The following is a 16574-nucleotide window of genomic DNA, read 5'->3' on the forward strand; positions in this document are numbered from 1 at the left end:
TTTTTTATGTGAAGGAATAGCCGTTAAAATCTCTGTAGTTTGCTTTCAGCGGTTTTTGGCATTGATGAACCCATTTCTTTTCACAAATTGTCTTTTTCGGATATTTCACCTTTTCGACTTTAATTCCTCTGTTTCGCAAGCGGCTGATCATTTCATCTAATTCTTTCATTTTCAGATTCACCCTTTCGCCAGAACTTTGACCATTCGGTCAGCTCACTTTATAATATAAATAAAACAAAACAAAAAAACAAGTTACAATCAGGTTAAATTTACGGAATATCAATATGACCATATAGTCATACATGAGAAGCACAAGCCAGCCTCCTGGCTCCGAAAGGGTGGAACCATTGAAGGAAAAAGAAAAGCTGATCATTGAAGCAGCAATCAAACTGTTTGCCCGAAAAGGGTACAAATCTACATCGGTTCAGGAAATCGCCGATGAATGCAAAATCTCAAAAGGCGCTTTTTATCTTTACTTTCCTTCCAAAGAAGCACTGCTCCTATCCATGCTGAATTACTACTATGATAAAACGTTTACCCGAATCACGACGATCCAAACGGAGGGTGACAGTCCGAGAGCCGCTTACCAAAAACAGCTTGCTGTGTTTTACGAATCGATTCTCGCCCATCAGGATTTTATTACCATGCAGATGAAAGACGGTTCACTTCCTTATACCGAAGAAGCGGCGCAGTGCGGAAAGAGAATCCGCCGGTCGATCCTGCAGTTTCATATCGACAGTCTTCTTGCTGTTTACGGAGAAAAAGCTGAACCCTACACAGCCGAGCTTTGTTTTTTAATAGAAGGAATCAGTCAGATGTATCTTGAGTATCTGATTCTGACCGGCCGGTCCGTACAGCCTTCGCTTCTGGCAAATACCGTGATTCACAGAATTGATGACATCGTAAACGGAATGGCGGACAGACATGATGAAGCATTTATTTCTCTTGATGAGGCAAGCTCACTGTTTGGGCCCCTTCATAACGGGCAGCCCGATCCTTTAAGTCAATCGATCTTGCAGACCCTCCGCACGCGCATCGGCACGATGGACAAGGCGGAAGCATCTGAATTCACCGAGAGCTTGGATATTCTGGAAGCGGAAATGAAGAAAAAGTCACCGAAACCGGCAATCATCAAAGGAATGATTTTGAATTTGAAGGAATCCGACCTGCTGGCTGAAGATGCAGAACAGCTCAGATTTTTACTGAAACAGCAGTTTATTTAGAAGAACGGCCGCAATGACTGCAGCCGTTCTTTCTTTTATGCTTTCGGGTGCACCATATCTTCCGGACGCACCATTTCATTAAATTGTTCTTCTGTCAGAAGGTTCAGCTGTAATGCCGCTTCTTTCAGTGTCAGGCCTTCTTTGTGGGCAAGCTTGGCGATTTTCGCGGCGTTTTCATAACCGATGTGCGGGTTAAGCGCCGTAACAAGCATTAATGAGTTAGAGAGATTTTCCTGAATCGTCTCTTGGTTCGGCTCAATACCGACAGCGCATTTGTCATGGAAGGAATTCATTCCGTCACTGAGCAGCTGCACGGTCTGCAGGAAGTTATAAATAATAACCGGTTTGAAGACATTCAGCTCGAAGTTTCCTTGGCTGGCCGCAAATCCGATTGTCGCGTCATTTCCCATCACTTGCGCGGCGATCATTGTCAGCGCCTCACTTTGCGTCGGGTTGACTTTGCCCGGCATGATAGAGCTTCCCGGCTCATTTTCAGGAATGACGATTTCGCCGATTCCGCAGCGCGGGCCGCTAGCCAGCCATCTGACATCGTTGGCAATCTTCATCAGGTCGGCAGCCAATGCTTTTAACGCGCCGTGAACGTGAGTGATTTCATCATGGCTTGTGAGCGCGTGGAATTTGTTAGGCGAACTTTTGAATGTCTGCCCCGTTACTTTTGTGATTTCTTCCGCGACGTATTCACCGAACTGCGGATGGGCGTTGATTCCCGTGCCGACTGCCGTGCCTCCGATGGCAAGCGCGCGGATTTTTTCCGTTGACTCAAGAATCATTTCTTTCGAACGGTCAAGCATGTATACCCAGCCGCTGATTTCCTGTCCGAGCGTCAGCGGAGTGGCGTCCTGCAAATGCGTGCGTCCGATTTTCACAATATCCTGATAAGCTTTCGCTTTTTCATCAAGCGTCGCGCGCAGCTGATCAAGCGCCGGAACGAGCTGCTCATATACGGCAAGAACCGCCGCAACGTGCATCGCCGTCGGGAATGTATCGTTTGAGCTTTGGCTGCGGTTGACGTCGTCATTCGGATGAATCTTCAGCTCGGAATTTTTTTCTTTCAATAAAGCAGTTGCGCGGTTGGCCACCACTTCATTCATGTTCATGTTGCTTTGCGTGCCGCTTCCCGTCTGCCAGACAACGAGCGGAAAGTTATCGTCGTATTTGCCGTTTAAAACATCGTCACATACAGCGGCAATCGCCTGGGCTTTTTCAGACTCTAAGTTGCCGAGGCGTTCGTTGGCGATCGCTGTGCTTCTTTTCAATATTGCAAACGCCTTCACAACACGCTGAGGCATTTTTTCTGAACCGATTTTGAAGTTCTCCTTGCTGCGCTGTGTCTGAGCGCCCCAAAATTTATCTGCCGGAACTTTAACTTCTCCCATGGTGTCTTTTTCAATTCTGTAGTCCATTTATGTATCCCTCCATAACAGTTGCTTCACCCTGAGTATTATTCGCCAGTAACAGATGAAACCCTTTTTATTTTTCGGCCTTGGCCGTTTTTAATTTCAGCTCAAGATAGACGCGCGAATCCTTAGAGTATTTATACTTCGGATTTGTTTTACGGTATTCTTTCGACGTGTAAGCCACTTCGTAATGCGCTTCAAATGATTTGATGAGCTGTTCAATTTCTTCGGCATTCCCTGCCAGTCTGACTTGTGCCACATCTCTCCTCCGCTTTCATAAAAAAACTTGTACCATTAAATACTTTATCATAGTATATCATTTTTTTAACAGGAAAAGATAACCTCAATTAAGGATTGGAAGGCGGGTGACTGTCGATGGCGCAATCGGAATTCAAGGAATACATACACGTTAACCTGGCACTGGTGCTTCCCCACGTAGAGCAGAATGATGACCTGGTTCAAAATAAAAAGATGCTTCCGAACGGGCTTGTTTTTTATTATATGTATCTGAGTGAAATGAACGACGAAGACAAAATAAAAGAGGCGATGGAAACGCTGCTTCGGGAGGAAGACACTCTGACGCTGGATACGGTGACGAAACGTCTTGATAAGATCGACGCCCGTCCCGTCTTTACGTCGAAGGAAGCCGTCATCTCCATTCTGCGGGGAAAATGCGCCGTGTTTATTAACGGACTTGACAGCGTATACATTTTGTCCACGGGAAAAAGAGAAAAAAGAAGCGTGAATGAACCCACATCCGAAAAGGTCGTAAGAGGTCCGAAAGTCGCCTTCATAGAAGATTCTGATACAAACGTCGCCATGATCAGGCAGCGCACGAACCATCCGAAGCTGAAAACGAAAAAGGTTCCGATCGGAGAAAATAAGTTAAAATACGCCACGGTCATGTACATAGATGATAAGGCGGACCCGTCTGTCGTCAGCGATGTTGTAAAGCGTCTCAGCAAAGTGAATATGGATGACATCCAGGATTCCGGAACGCTTGAGGAGCTTATTGAGGATAATAAGTATTCGCCCTTTCCGCAAATACAAAATACGGAACGGCCTGATAAAGTGTCTTCCGCCTTGTTCAACGGCCGCGTCGCCATCCTTGTCGACAACTCGCCGTTTGCGCTGGTGGTTCCGGCTTCTTTAGGAATTTTAATGCAGTCTCCCGATGATTATTATGAACGGTGGATTTCCGCCTCGCTCATCCGGGCGCTCAGGTTTACGTCTATTTTTATCACGCTGTTTTTTTCGTCCATTTATATCGCCCTCGTTTCGTTTCACCAAGGGCTGCTGCCGACGTCGCTTGCAGTCACCATCGCGGCGAACAGAGAAAACGTCCCCTTCCCGCCTATCATTGAAGCGATGGTAATGGAAATTACAATCGAGCTGCTGAGGGAAGCGGGCTTGAGGCTTCCCAGCCCGCTCGGCCAGACGATCGGATTGGTGGGCGGAGTCGTCATCGGCCAGGCGGCCGTTGAAGCGAATATTGTCAGCTCCATCATGGTCATCGTGGTCAGCATTGTCGCGCTCGCTTCATTTACGGTGCCGCAATACGGGATGGGTCTGTCGTTCCGTGTGCTCCGTTTTATTTCGATGTTTACCGCGGCAGCTTTCGGGCTGTACGGCATGATTTTATTTATGCTGGCGATCTACACTCATTTATCGAGACAGCGAAGCTTCGGTTCTCCGTATTTCTCGCCGAATGGATTTTTCAGCTTAAAAAACGCAAACGACTCTATTCTCCGTCTCCCTATTAAAAATCAACCAAAAGAGGCGAAAAACGTAAATGAGCCAGAAAACAACTCACAATAAGCTTACAAGCTATCAAGGGACAGCATTGATTGCAAACACGATGCTCGGCGCGGGGCTCCTCACCATGCCGCGGGCGCTGTCATCCAGGGCAAATTCGCCGGACGGCTGGATCGCGTTATGTCTGGAAGGCGTCATCTTTATCTTTTTGATTTATCTCAATACGCTCATTATGAAAAAGCATCAGTACGGATCATTATTTGATTATATGAATGAAGGACTCGGCAAATGGGCGGGAAATATCGTCAATCTGATGATCTGTCTCTATTTTATAGGAGTCGCCAGCTTCGAAGCCCGGGCGATGGCGGAAATGGTCAAGTTCTTTTTATTGGAAAGAACGCCCGTGCCGGTCACACTGTTTATCTTTATCGCCTGTTCCGTTTATTTAATTATCGGCGGCATGAGCGATATCGGCAGGCTCTTTCCTTTCTATTTAACGATTACGATCATTATTTTGCTGGTGGTGTTTTCTTTCAGCTTTAAAATATTTGATCTGGACAACCTGCGGCCGGTGCTCGGGCAGGGATTTTCTCCCGTTATGGCTTCCTTGACCGTCGTTTCTGTTTCCTTCTTGGGAATTGAGATTATGCTGTTTCTCCCCGAGTACCTCAAAAATAAAAAGCACACATTCCGCATGTCGGCCATAGGCTTTGGCATCCCGATTATTTTATACATCATTACCTACGTTCTCGTCGTCGGCGCCTTAACCACCCAGGATGTCAAAACAATGATCTGGCCAACGATCGCGCTCTTTCAATCATTTGAAATCAAAGGGCTTTTTATTGAAAGGTTCGAGTCCTTTTTGCTTGTTGTCTGGATCATCCAGTTTTTCGCCACCTATGTATCATACGGATATTTCGCGACATCAGCTCTTCATAAAATTTTCGGGCTGAAACAGAAAAAAGGCATCATCTTCGTAGGCATCGCGACATTCTTCGGATCATTGTTGCCAAAAGACGGAAACAAGCTGATGCTGTTCAGTGATATTCTCGGCTATATCTTCTTGGTTTTCTTTTTGCTGCCTTTACTGATGTTTGCAGTCGTCGCTGTGAAAAGGAAGGTGAAAAAAGCGCAATGAAGAAATACATCGTAATCATATTTTGCACATTGCTTTTGGCCGGGTGCTGGGACAGCCGCAATTTAGAAGACTTGAGCCTCGTTATCGGAGTCGGGCTCGATAAACCCGCGGAAGAAAATGTGGAAGTGACACAGCAGATTCTGGTTCCGCAAAAAGCAAGTGCCCAGCAGTCGTCGTCAGGTGACACGACAAAGGTGACTTCCACTCCGGGGGAAACCGTCCATCAAGCATTAAGAACGGCATCGTTAAAAAATCACCCCGCCTTCTCCCAGCACTTGCGTATCATGCTGTTTTCCGAAGCGCTGTTAAAGGATGACATTCCGCTTGACGCATTGATGAACCAATTTATCAGAGACAACGGTACGAGAAGAAGCTGCAATGTGATGACGGTGCCGGATAAAACGAAAGATATTTTCAATATCAGTGACCAGGGAGAACCTGCGTCAAATACGATCTATGACTTAACGGAGAATAATTCGGTCACCATCCGAATGATGGAGCCCGTGACATTGGGGGAAATATCAGAGAAAATCGCCAAGGGCGAAACCTTTGCCCTTCCTCAAGTGCGCAAAGTGGGCAGCAGACTGGAAATCTGGGGCGCTACCATTATTAAAAATAAATTCTGGTATGCGAATTTAACGCCTTTACAAGTCCAGAATATGAACCTGTTCACAGGCACGGTAAAGGGAGGCGTCACGTTTGCAAAGCATGACAATTATTATTTATCTTTCGAGGTATTTTCCAGCAAATATAATGTAAAAACCCAATATAAAAACGGAAAATTCAAGTTTATCGTCACCCGGTTTGTTGAAGGCCGTCTGTCTGAGGATTGGAATCCGAAAGAAGATTCTTTCAAGGAGTCCTATATAAATGAAATCAAAAACGCGGTAAAACGCAGCATTCATTCAGATGTTATGGCATTCATTGATTACATGCAGCATGAGTTGAAAGTGGATATTACCGGGTTAGGCGATCAAGTCCGGATTCATTATCCTGATAAATGGAAAAAGATATCCTCTGACTGGGATCATCACTTCAGTGAATCGGATATTGAATACAAAGTCAAAGTCGCCATCAGAGATTTCGGAACAAAGGGAATGTCCCAATGACCCCGTCCCTCGGGAGAGTGTGCCGGCGCCGCTCTCCTTTTCTTATGTCACGAGATGATTGCGGTGGGCATATACGGCTGCCTGCGTGCGGTCACTGACATCAAGCTTTGACAATATATTCGTAATGTGGGTTTTCACCGTTTTAATCGTAATGAACAACTCTTCACCAATCTCTTTATTCGTCTTGCCTTCCGCGACGAGACAGAGGATTTCCAGTTCTCTTTTCGTCAGCGTTTCATGCGGAAGCTGATTCTCTGAATGGCGCAGCCTTGACAGCACTTTTCCCGCCACTTTCGACTCAAGCTTCGGTTCACCCTTGGCAGCCGCTCTGATGGCTTCTGCTATTTCTGCCGCCTTGGACGTTTTCAGCAAATAGCTGAGCGCTCCCGCTTCGATCACCGGATACACTTTGTCGTCATCAATAAAGCTCGTCAGCACGATGATTTTCGGGTCATTGAGTTTCGCGCAGATCTGTTTTGTCGCTTCGATGCCGTCCATGCCGTCCATGACAAGGTCCATTAAAATCACATCCGGCAAAAGCTCTGCGGCCAGATCGACGCCCTGCTGCCCGTCTGATGCTTCACCGGCGACTTCAATGTCCGGCTGTGCTTCTAAAAATGCGGCCAGACCCATCCTGACCATCTCATGATCATCAATCAGTAACACTCGAATCACTGTCGTTCTCTCCTTTTGTTTTCTGATAAATCGGGACTTTCACGTCGATCTGCGTGCCTTTTCCCTTCACGGAGATAATTTCCGCTATGCCGCCGATTTCACTCGCTCTTTCCTTGATGGAATGCAGCCCGTATGAGGATGCTTTCACTTGATCCATCGTAAAACCCGCCCCGTTATCAATGACTTTAAGCTGCAGCTTTTGATGTTTCGCGCCCAGCCTGACGGTGACCTTGGTCGCCTTTGAATGTCTGAAAACGTTGGAAAGCGCCTCCTGCACGATGCGGAACAGATGGTCTTCAACACCTTTTGACACACCCGTATCGCTGATGTCCCACTCAATATCCAGCGGCTGCTTCGCTTTGAACTCTTTTAACAGCTCAATCAGCCCTTCTTTTAAGCCTTTTCCTTCTAAAGTGACGGGCCGCAGATGCAATAGCAGCGCTCTCATCTCGTTTTGCGCTTCCCCCGCCATATGTTCAACCATGCGAATCCGTTTGACGATTTTGTCATCCGCATCTTTCACCTGCTCTAAGACGGCGGATGTCATCATAGAAATGGCAAAGAGCTGCTGGCTGACGGCATCGTGCAGATCGCGCGCCAGCCGCTGGCGTTCTTCAGTGATGACCGATTTTTTCATTTGATCCTGCCATTCCGCCCGCTCGTTGGAGAGCTTTTGCAGCGATGTGACCTGGAGCTCGACCCGCTTGGCCATTTCGTTAAGCTGATCTGCCGCCAGGCCGATTTCATCATCGCCGAGCGGCGGCACCCGATAAGCGAAATTGCCGTTTTCAAATTTCAAAACCGCTTCAATCAGTGTATCCATTCTTGTTTTCAGGCGGCCGCCGTATACATAACCGGAAATCAATCCGGCCGAAAGAGACGCCAGAAGCAGGATGACCACAAACGGAATACCGAACCAGCCGGAAGAAAACAGCAGCATCGGGTCAAGCCCGTAATACAGCAGCATCAGCGTAATAAACACCGCACAAAGGAGCAGACTGAGCCCCGCAGTCATCCGCATGGCGCGCCACTGAATATTGGCGAGTAATTTTTTCCTCATAAATACTTCACATCCACATCGCCGATGAATAAAGAAATTGAAATTTTAATCCGCCGCGGCGAGTCGCCGTACTCAGACGATACTTTATAAAGATTCGGGCTCATGCCGCTTTTCTTAGAGCCGAGCAGGTTCATATCGCCGATAAAAGCCGATGAACTGACGGACACTTCGATATCCGGCGGGACGTACACATCGACATTGCCGATGACACCGCTGATGGTCATCGTGCTTTCTCCTTCGGGAATCATCGCTTTTGACAAATCAATTTTCACATCGCCGATGAATCCGGAAACATTTAAATCATTCAGCTCAAACGGGTCCTTCATCATCCGGAGCTCGCCGATAAAAAAGCTGCGGAGGTCCGGCTGTCTGCTTTCCGTCTGGGCGGAAGGCTTTGGCTGCTCTTCTTTTTCAAGATTGATTTTCTTCTCTTTATGTTCATACACGCGCTTTCCTTTCAGGAGCCTGTAGCCCGCGTATATGAGAAAGGCGGCGAAGGCATAGCCGAACAGGTTAAAGGTGGCGCTGAACAGGTTCCTCAAAAATAAAAAAGCGGCGAAGATATACAGGACGGAGCCGAGCCAGCCGCGGGAATATTTATTAAAAATATAGCCTGTGATCAGAAAAAAGAGCGGCCAAAACAAGAAGTCGCCGATGCCGATAATACGCAAAAACATGCTGACGCCTAATAAGGCGATGATAAGTCCGAGAATCTGTTTTTTTGCCATCAGCTGCCTGCCCCTCCTTTCCTTGACTATTGCAGTGCAATATTGCCGCTCGTCACTTTTATATCAATCGGCCTGGCGCCGCTGCCCTTCATACCGGTGAATGCCCCGCCGTCCTTACTCGTTTTCTCAAAGGAATAAGACGGCTGAATCCTTCCGCTTGCCGTCTCGGCGTTCACCGTAAAACTTCCGTCTTTCGGCAGGCTGATCGCTGCGCTGCCGCTCGCAAGCCTGACGGATACGGGAGCATCCGCCATCTCAAGCGAGGCGTCGACACTGCCGGAAGCGACCCGCACGTCAAGGGCGCCCGCCGCATGTTGAAGCCCGACATGTCCGGAGGATAAGCGGATATCCCCCGTTTTCGCCGCAAGGCCTGATGCTGTGAGGTTGCCCGACAGCCCTTTCGCTTCAAACACATCCGTCTTCACGTGCTTCAGCGACATATTCCCGCTTACAGAACGGACGCCGAGGTGCGCAAGAGACAGCCCCTTGTTTCCGTCAACGGCAATGGTGCCGCTTGACGTATGGACGGTAATGTCCCGATGATAATCATACGGAATGCGGACAATCAGCAGAGGACGCTGAAAGAGATTCAGAAATTGGAACCCTTTCTCCTTCGCTTTGAGATTGAGGGTTTTTCCCCTGCTTTGGACAAACATTTTCCCCGCCGGTCCCGCCATGTTTGCCGCGATATCATTCCGCGCTTCCGCGATGATTTTTACATCCGTCTGTTCCGATGAAACCGACAGGCTGTTGACGGCACGCGGCGGTATGCTTGCCGATTCCGCTTCTGTTTCGTACAGCGGAAAAAAACGCCCGGCAAACACTTCTTTCACCAAAAACAGACAGCAGATCAGAACGGACGCCGCCATCAGTCCTTTGGCCATCTTACGCTTCATTACGTTCCATCCTTTTTCATTCATTTTATTATAAAGGAAAAGCCGGAGAATTGATACGTGCGTATAGGGAAGAGGCGTAAAAGCGCCGATCTTCCCTTGTGCACATTATTCATGAGCCGCTTTTTGATGCTCTGTTTTCTCCAGAGAAAGCGAGCGCATTTTTTCAATCTCAGCTTCCACCTCGTCTGAATATTGGGAGCGGCTGTATTCTGTGTTCGCCTCAGCTGAAGTGCCGTATTTGACGCGGACTTCCATTTCTTCAATGCGGCTTTCCATTCGAAGAAACTCTCTGTAGGCGCTTTCACTGTCAATTTTGTCGAAAGAAGCGTTCATATGTTCCTTCGCTTTTGCCGCGTTGGCGCGGGCGATGAGCGCCTGTTTTTTATCCTTTACGTCGCGGAGGCGCGTTTCTAAAGTTTCCAGCTGCTCTTTCAGCTCTGCCAGCTGTGTTTTCGCCTGCTCATACGCTTTTTCATGTTCGGCCGCTTTTCCCTCAAGGTATTTCATTTCAGTCAGCGCCTTTTTCGCAAGCTCCTCTTCCCCGGCGTCAAAAGCAAGCTGAGCCTGGTTTTTCCGTTTTGCCGCCGTTTCGGAAGCGTCTTCCTGTTTTTTCTTAAACTGATGGACGATCGTGTGCTGTTTGACAATCGTTTGTTTCGCCTTAGCAATGTCACTTTCCATATCACGCACATATTGATTCAGCATGACTTTCGGATTTTCTAATTTATCAAGCCCTTCGTTAACAGATGCGACGAACATATTTCTTATTCTTTTTAAGACCATTTTGTCTTCCTCCTTATTTTTTCTTCAGAAATTCTTCCCATTCAGAGTCAAATCCGGATTGATAGCCCGGTGATGCCGCTTCCGGTTCATACTGGCGGGAAGCGGTGTCTGAGCCGCCCTGCTTCATCATCTTCCACCCGAAATACACCATGGCGCCAGCCAGTCCGATGGCAACGATAAATGGAAGAGAACCGACGAGAATCATAGCTCCGATGAAGCCCGCGATGATACCCGATACCGCCCGGCCTTTTGAAAAACGTTTGATTCCCCAGTAAAGCATCAGGCCTCCGATCGCCAGCGGGATGATAAATGCGAAATGGCCTCCTCCGAAAAAGACAGAAAGTCCGAACACAATCAGCAGAAAGCCGCCTGCCGTTTTTACATTTATATTCATGCAGATCCTCCTTTCGTTTTCCTTGTCTTTACTATAAACAAATCCCGCGGCCGGCAAAACGAGTCAGAGATTGATTTTCATATCAGACCGGAGTCGTATAACCCCCCGGACCTTCGCATAAAAAAACGCCGCTGCACCGGACGGCGCAGGGCGTTTCACGAAAAATCTATATTCTGATGCTCGCTTCTTTTTCCCTGATGAGATCTGAGCGTTCAGCTTTGGCCAGCTTCGTAAAGAGCAATATTCCGAGACCGGACAGGACTTCAACGAGACCGCCGGCGGCAATGACTTTTCCGGGACCGAAGGCGTTAGCCGCGTATCCGCAAAGAACCGCGCCGAGCGGAATGGATATGTTTGAGATCATATGGATGACGGCATAGACTTGCGGCTGATCATCATGGTCCACAGACGTCTGAATAATCGTATATTCCGGCACATTAATCGCGCTGACGGCAGATCCGAACGCAAACGCGGCGAGGAAGACGAGCGGCAGAAAAGTGTTGAGGCCGGTGATGAAAAATGCCGCCCCTTCTATGATTCCCGCTGACACAAACAGGAGACCGTATTTGTTCACCTTCACCTTAGCCAAAATAAAACCCATTAAAAAGGCTCCGCCCGTGCCTGTCGCTTTCAAAAGCGAGTAGATGATCGGCGGCATGTTTAAATCTTCGGCGACATAAACGGCAGAGAGCGCCTCCCACGGAGCGGCCGCAAAATTCATGAAGATACAATAGATGGCGAGCGGGTATAAAATCTGGTGTTTCCTGACAAGAACGAAACCCCGTTTGAGCCTTCCGACATACGTCCCGCGCTGTCTGACGGCGACGGTATCCTCTTTGGCATGCTGGACTTGGTATGACATAAAGAGTACGAGAAAACCTGATAGAAGATAGAATATAAGAGCGATAAACAAAGAATAAGCGGGACTGATAAATGTTAAGAACACCCCGCTCAGCGTAATGGCGGCAAGTCTGACGATCTGGCCTGATGACTGGATGACCGCATTCGCTTTCTGCAGGCTGTTTTCTCCGACAATATTGGGGATTAATGAGATAGATGCAGGATTATAAGCGGCTCCCGTGGCTGAATGCAAAATCATGAGAAGCATGACAAACCATAAAGGAGAAAAACCGTTAAAGTAACAGACCGGAATGATCAACACGACCGCCGCGCGCGTGAGATCGGAGAAATACATCCAGAACTTCAGCGTATGCTGCTTCATAAAAGGCCCGGTAATCGGCGCCAGCATCGCCTCCGGAAGGAACGTGACCGCAATGAGCAGGGACGTACCGATCGCGCCTTCCCCGTCAAAAATCAAAAACCACAGAATGGAATTAAAGGCAAAACCGTCGCCCGACAATTTAACAAGCCTCGAGATAAACAGAAGGGTGAAATTTTTATTCCAGATGCTCTCGCTCTTATTATATGTATCCATCTATCAAATCCCCCATTATTTTACAATGTTTCTTATAATATCTCATTTTTTAATTTTTCAGTCAATAATGCATAAGATACATTTTCCTTCTGTCAATAAAGGTTCAATTGATGGATATCTCTATAAAAAAACAGCCGGCTTGCTGCTGCCGGCTGAACAAAACGTTATTCATCATCACGGAATACCGCGGCGCTTCTTTCATACTCTATATCCTGAACGCACTGTCTTGCGTTAACTGCTCTTGCCGCCGCGAAAAAATAATCAGACAGGCGGTTCAAGTAACGCATCACCGTATCGTTTATCTCTTCTGTTTTGCCCAGTTTCACGACGAGACGCTCAGCCCGTCTTGTGACGGTCCGCGCGATATGAAGCTGAGCAGCCGCCTTATGCCCGCCCGGAAGAATAAATTTCTCAAGCGGGGGCGCTTCAGCCGTGTAACGGTCTATGCAGTCTTCCAATGCGGAAATAGATGTCTCTCTTAATGTATAGCTTCTATGTTCAGTGACCGTCGCCAAGTCGCCGCCGCAGTCAAACAGCTCATGCTGAATGTTTCGGAGTTCGGCTTTCACATCACCGCAATTCTCACAATCGGCTAGCTCCGCAAGCGCAAGCCCGATAAAGCTGTTCAGCTCATCGATCGTCCCGTAGCTTTCAACCCGCAGACTGTCTTTATCCGTTCTGCCGCCGATCAGGCTTGTCTGTCCTTTATCGCCGGTTTTCGTATACAGCTTCATTGTTGTATTCCTCCTTCTTCCGCCGCTTTTACACATACCGCGGTTTCTCTTCTGACGGCTCTTTCCGCGTGAGGGACGTCCATTGCCTCTCCTGTCTGCAAGGCACAAATGGCAATGTCGCCTTTTGCCTGTCTGCCGGAAAGAGCCTGCATTCTCGCTTCAGCCGCTGCCGTTAACAGCCGAACAAATCCCTGTTCCGATAAACGTCCGCTGATCAGCACCCAAACGGTATACTGCGCAGTCACGGCTATCGTAACCGAATCAAACGTACGGCAGATCAAACCAGCTGCCGCCGAGCCGGAAAGCCGGCGGCTCCACGAAAAGCCCGGGCCGTCAGATGCGGTTGACAGCATTCTGAACGGCCGTTCTGTATGAAGCGTTACGGTATTTCCGCTTTTGTTTATCAGAGAGGCGAACGGAACGCCGGCGGGCTCTCTTTCCTCCCGCGCTTCCGGCATGAAAGCGATCAGCGGTTTCGGCGACGATTGCCGGGCAACAGCGCTGACGGTAATGCCGTAAATGTCTTCAATCGTCTCTTTTTTCAAAGCCTGATCCGGCGGCTGCTTCGGAAAAGCGCGTCCGTCTTTCATCATCAGGAGCTGATCACAATATTGGCTTGCGGCGTTGAGGTCGTGAAAAATACTGATGACCGTCAGGCCTCTTTCTCTCGTCAGCCGCTTCACCGTATCAAGCAGGTCTTTTTGATATTTGAGATCAAGAAAGGTCGTCGGCTCATCCAGACACAGCACCTCAGGCTGCTGAGCCAGCGCCTGCGCCAGATAGACGCGCTGCCGCTCCCCTCCGCTCAGATTGCGGACGGATTGCTGTGCATATCGGTCGATGCCCGTCATTTCCATTGCTTCCCGGACAATGTCTTCGTCATGTTGATCCATCTGTCTGAAGAGTCCTTTTTGATACGGGTATCTGCCGAAGGACACCGTTTCCTTAACGGTAAATGTAAAAGCTTGCTCCGTATGCTGCGGCAAAACGGCCATAATTTTCGCAAGCTCCCGCGGCTTGTATCTGCCCGCGGGCCTGCCTGCGACGAGCACCTCGCCCTTTGACGGAGAGAGCATTCCCGTCAGCAATTTCATCAGCGTTGTTTTTCCCGAGCCGTTCGGACCGAGTATGCCGACAAATTCACCTTTTCCGGCGGTAAAACTGACATCTTCTACAATCATCCGGCCTCCGTACCCGCCGGACAGGCTGCTCACCCTGATCATAAGCGTTTCCCTCCATGATGCTGGCGAAGCAGAATCAAGGCAAACACAGGCGCTCCCGCCAAAGCCGTCATAATGCCGATCGGCAATTCGACAGGCTCAATAACGGTGCGGGAAAACAAATCCGCCAAAATGAGAAACCCGGCGCCCGTCAATGCTGACAGCGGCAGTAAATGGCGATGATCCGTCCCCCACAAAAGCCGTGTCACGTGGGGAATGACAAGGCCGACAAACCCGATCGTCCCCGAGACGGCAACCGCTCCTCCCGTCAACAGAGATCCGGCGGCGATCATCAGCAGTTTTCTTTTTCCCGTACTGACGCCTAACAGCTTTGCCTTTTCTTCTCCATAAGTCATAATGTTTAATTCTCTGCCATTGATAAGCAGAAGCGCCGTCCCGGCCAGAAAAAAAGGCAGAAACAGCGCGACATAGCCCCAGCCCCTCATTGACACGCTTCCCAACAGCCAGCGGACAATCGGGAGCAGATCATTTCCCGTTAAAGCAATCACAAGCGAAATGAGAGCCCCGAGAAAAGAATTCATAATGATGCCTGTCAAAATGAGCGTCGAAACCGACATCGACGCATGAACGAGGCGGCTGAAAAACAGAACCGCCGCCATAACCGCAATGGCAGCGGCGATGCTGACAACCGGAAGTGTGAACCGGCCGATGACGGGAATCTGAATGCCGAAAAACAAGGTGATAACGGCTCCCGCCGAGGCTCCCGAAGATACCCCGAGTGTATAAGGGTCGGCGAGCGGATTTTTCAGAAGTCCCTGAAACGCCGCCCCCGCAATGGATAGCGCGGCTCCGACAAGAGCGGCCAGAACGACTCTCGGCAGGCGGATATTGATCATAATATTTACATTCATGGGATCAACAGAGGATGTCCGGCCGATCCCGATCCAAAAAACGTCGGATAAAGGAATATGCAGACTGCCGATTGAAATGCCGAGTGCCGTACAAACGGCTAAAAACAGCAGGCTGACCGTGTAGGCCAGCGGGCGGTTACTTTTTAAACGTTTCAGGATAAACGCTTTCTGCAAGCTTCTCGACCCCTTTGACAAGGCGCGGGCCTGAGCGTGTGACAAGGTCAGGATCAACAGAATAGACATTGTGGTGTTTGACCGCATTGACGGCACCCCAGCCGGCGCGTTTTTCCACTTCAGCGGCCTTTACGCCGTCTGTCGTAATGATGACGTCCGGATTCATTTTGACAATCGCTTCATCCGTCAGCTGCACCCAGCCGGTCTGGCTGACGGCGGCGTTTTTCGCATGTATATCTTCAAGCATTTCGTTCATAAACGTGCCTTTCCCCGTCGTGTAGCCGTCAGGAGACACTTCGACGAATACTTTCTTTTCGTCTTTTTCAGAAATGGCCGCCGCTTTCTTTTCTATGCCGGTAAGGTCGGATTTCATCGATTGGATCAGCTGATCCGCCTGCTTTTCTTTGCCGGCCGCTTTTCCGATCATGCTGATTGATTTGTACACATCTTGGAACGATTGCGCATCATTGACCGTTAAGACGGTGATGCCCGCATCTTTCAGCTGCTTCATCGCATCGGCGGAAGCGGACATAGAGGACGCGTGGGCAAGCACGAGATCCGGCTTCAGCGCGATGACTTTTTCAGCGTTCACATTCATATCTCCGACTTTCGGTTTTTTTACGGCTTCTTTCGGATATGTATCATTTGTCGTGACGCCTGCGACCTTATCTCCCAGTCCGAGCGCGTATGTAATTTCCGTATTGCTCGGCATGAGGGAAACGATTTTTTCCGGTGCCTGCTTTATGGTTACTTTTTCGTTCGCGGCATCCTTAATGGTTACCGGGAATGCTTCGGTTGAGACGGCTTTTTGTTTGGCCGCGCTTCCTTCTTCCTGTGCGCCGGAACAGCCGGCGATCACAAAGGCGGTGACCAAGAGCGCCGCCCAGACGGCAGTGATCTTCTTCATTCTTTTAACTCCCCCTGATTATGGTAAACGATTGTCTCTTTGACATTCGTATC

Annotated in this window: 18 protein-coding genes; 4 read left to right on the top strand and 14 right to left on the bottom strand. The window is 48.9% G+C overall.

The window, feature by feature from the left end:
- Positions 1-4 precede the first annotated feature (4 nt).
- A complete protein-coding gene (gene spxO / locus HAP68_RS15340; RefSeq protein ID WP_003151811.1) occupies positions 5-169 on the bottom strand; it encodes an anti-adapter protein SpxO in 165 nt (54 codons plus the stop codon).
- A gap of 178 nt (positions 170-347) precedes the next feature.
- Here spxO and HAP68_RS15345 point away from each other — a divergent pair, with 178 nt between their 5' ends.
- Positions 348-1223, top strand: a complete 876-nt coding sequence (locus HAP68_RS15345) for a TetR/AcrR family transcriptional regulator (protein WP_024085776.1) — start codon at positions 348-350, stop codon at positions 1221-1223.
- A gap of 35 nt (positions 1224-1258) precedes the next feature.
- Here the strand turns inward: HAP68_RS15345 and fumC are convergent, their stop codons facing one another.
- Positions 1259-2647, bottom strand: coding sequence for a class II fumarate hydratase (gene fumC / locus HAP68_RS15350; protein WP_003151808.1), 1389 nt, complete (start codon positions 2645-2647; stop codon positions 1259-1261).
- Between the two features lie 67 nt (positions 2648-2714).
- Complete coding sequence (locus tag HAP68_RS15355; protein ID WP_003151806.1) at positions 2715-2900, bottom strand: YvzF family protein; 186 nt, start codon at positions 2898-2900, stop codon at positions 2715-2717.
- Between the two features lie 116 nt (positions 2901-3016).
- Between HAP68_RS15355 and gerAA the strand changes: the two genes are divergently transcribed.
- Genes gerAA through HAP68_RS15370 form a run of 3 tightly spaced genes read left to right on the top strand, consistent with a single transcriptional unit; the run spans position 3017 to position 6643 of the window.
- Positions 3017-4459 carry a spore germination receptor protein GerAA gene (gene gerAA / locus HAP68_RS15360; RefSeq protein WP_024085777.1) on the top strand — a complete coding sequence of 481 codons (1443 nt, stop codon included), beginning with the start codon at positions 3017-3019 and terminating at the stop codon, positions 4457-4459.
- The gene (locus HAP68_RS15365; protein ID WP_003151802.1) at positions 4434-5534 is read left to right on the top strand and encodes a spore germination protein; all 1101 of its coding nucleotides are present in this window, start codon (positions 4434-4436) and stop codon (positions 5532-5534) included. Before gerAA ends, HAP68_RS15365 begins: the two co-directional genes overlap by 26 nt.
- The gene (locus HAP68_RS15370; protein ID WP_003151800.1) at positions 5531-6643 is read left to right on the top strand and encodes a Ger(x)C family spore germination protein; all 1113 of its coding nucleotides are present in this window, start codon (positions 5531-5533) and stop codon (positions 6641-6643) included. Before HAP68_RS15365 ends, HAP68_RS15370 begins: the two co-directional genes overlap by 4 nt.
- Positions 6644-6685: 42 nt before the next feature.
- Here HAP68_RS15370 and liaR read toward each other — a convergent pair whose 3' ends face one another.
- The 11 genes from liaR to HAP68_RS15425 all read right to left on the bottom strand — a co-directional run bounded on the left by liaR (position 6686) and on the right by HAP68_RS15425 (position 16521).
- Complete coding sequence (gene liaR / locus HAP68_RS15375; protein WP_003151798.1) at positions 6686-7318, bottom strand: two-component system response regulator LiaR; 633 nt, start codon at positions 7316-7318, stop codon at positions 6686-6688.
- Positions 7296-8378, bottom strand: a complete 1083-nt coding sequence (gene liaS, locus HAP68_RS15380) for a two-component system sensor histidine kinase LiaS (protein WP_003151796.1) — start codon at positions 8376-8378, stop codon at positions 7296-7298. The genes liaR and liaS overlap by 23 nt, the downstream gene beginning before the upstream one ends.
- Entirely contained in the window at positions 8375-9106 is a 732-nt protein-coding gene (liaF, locus tag HAP68_RS15385; RefSeq protein ID WP_003151794.1) for a cell wall-active antibiotics response protein LiaF, read from the bottom strand. The genes liaS and liaF overlap by 4 nt, the downstream gene beginning before the upstream one ends.
- Positions 9107-9132: 26 nt before the next feature.
- Complete coding sequence (gene liaG / locus HAP68_RS15390) at positions 9133-10002, bottom strand: LiaG family protein (protein WP_024085779.1); 870 nt, start codon at positions 10000-10002, stop codon at positions 9133-9135.
- Positions 10003-10107: 105 nt separating this feature from the next.
- Positions 10108-10785: a stress responsive protein LiaH gene (gene liaH / locus HAP68_RS15395; RefSeq protein WP_003151791.1), complete on the bottom strand. Its 678-nt coding sequence runs from the start codon at positions 10783-10785 to the stop codon at positions 10108-10110.
- Positions 10786-10798: 13 nt separating this feature from the next.
- Entirely contained in the window at positions 10799-11179 is a 381-nt protein-coding gene (locus HAP68_RS15400) for a protein liaI (protein ID WP_015387734.1), read from the bottom strand.
- A gap of 166 nt (positions 11180-11345) precedes the next feature.
- Positions 11346-12614, bottom strand: a complete 1269-nt coding sequence (locus HAP68_RS15405; protein WP_015387733.1) for an MFS transporter — start codon at positions 12612-12614, stop codon at positions 11346-11348.
- Between the two features lie 164 nt (positions 12615-12778).
- Positions 12779-13348, bottom strand: coding sequence for a cob(I)yrinic acid a,c-diamide adenosyltransferase (locus tag HAP68_RS15410; RefSeq protein WP_024085780.1), 570 nt, complete (start codon positions 13346-13348; stop codon positions 12779-12781).
- Positions 13345-14571 (bottom strand): ABC transporter ATP-binding protein, encoded by a 1227-nt coding sequence (locus tag HAP68_RS15415; RefSeq protein ID WP_024085781.1) that lies wholly within the window; start codon positions 14569-14571, stop codon positions 13345-13347. Before HAP68_RS15415 ends, HAP68_RS15410 begins: the two co-directional genes overlap by 4 nt.
- A complete protein-coding gene (locus HAP68_RS15420) occupies positions 14568-15614 on the bottom strand; it encodes a FecCD family ABC transporter permease (RefSeq protein ID WP_024085782.1) in 1047 nt (348 codons plus the stop codon). The genes HAP68_RS15415 and HAP68_RS15420 overlap by 4 nt, the downstream gene beginning before the upstream one ends.
- The gene (locus HAP68_RS15425) at positions 15577-16521 is read right to left on the bottom strand and encodes an ABC transporter substrate-binding protein (RefSeq protein WP_024085783.1); all 945 of its coding nucleotides are present in this window, start codon (positions 16519-16521) and stop codon (positions 15577-15579) included. Before HAP68_RS15425 ends, HAP68_RS15420 begins: the two co-directional genes overlap by 38 nt.
- Between the last annotated feature and the right edge of the window lie 53 nt (positions 16522-16574).

It is taken from the genome of Bacillus sp. Bvel1, from assembly GCF_014872755.1.
Taxonomy (GTDB): Bacteria; Bacillota; Bacilli; order Bacillales; family Bacillaceae; genus Bacillus; species Bacillus velezensis.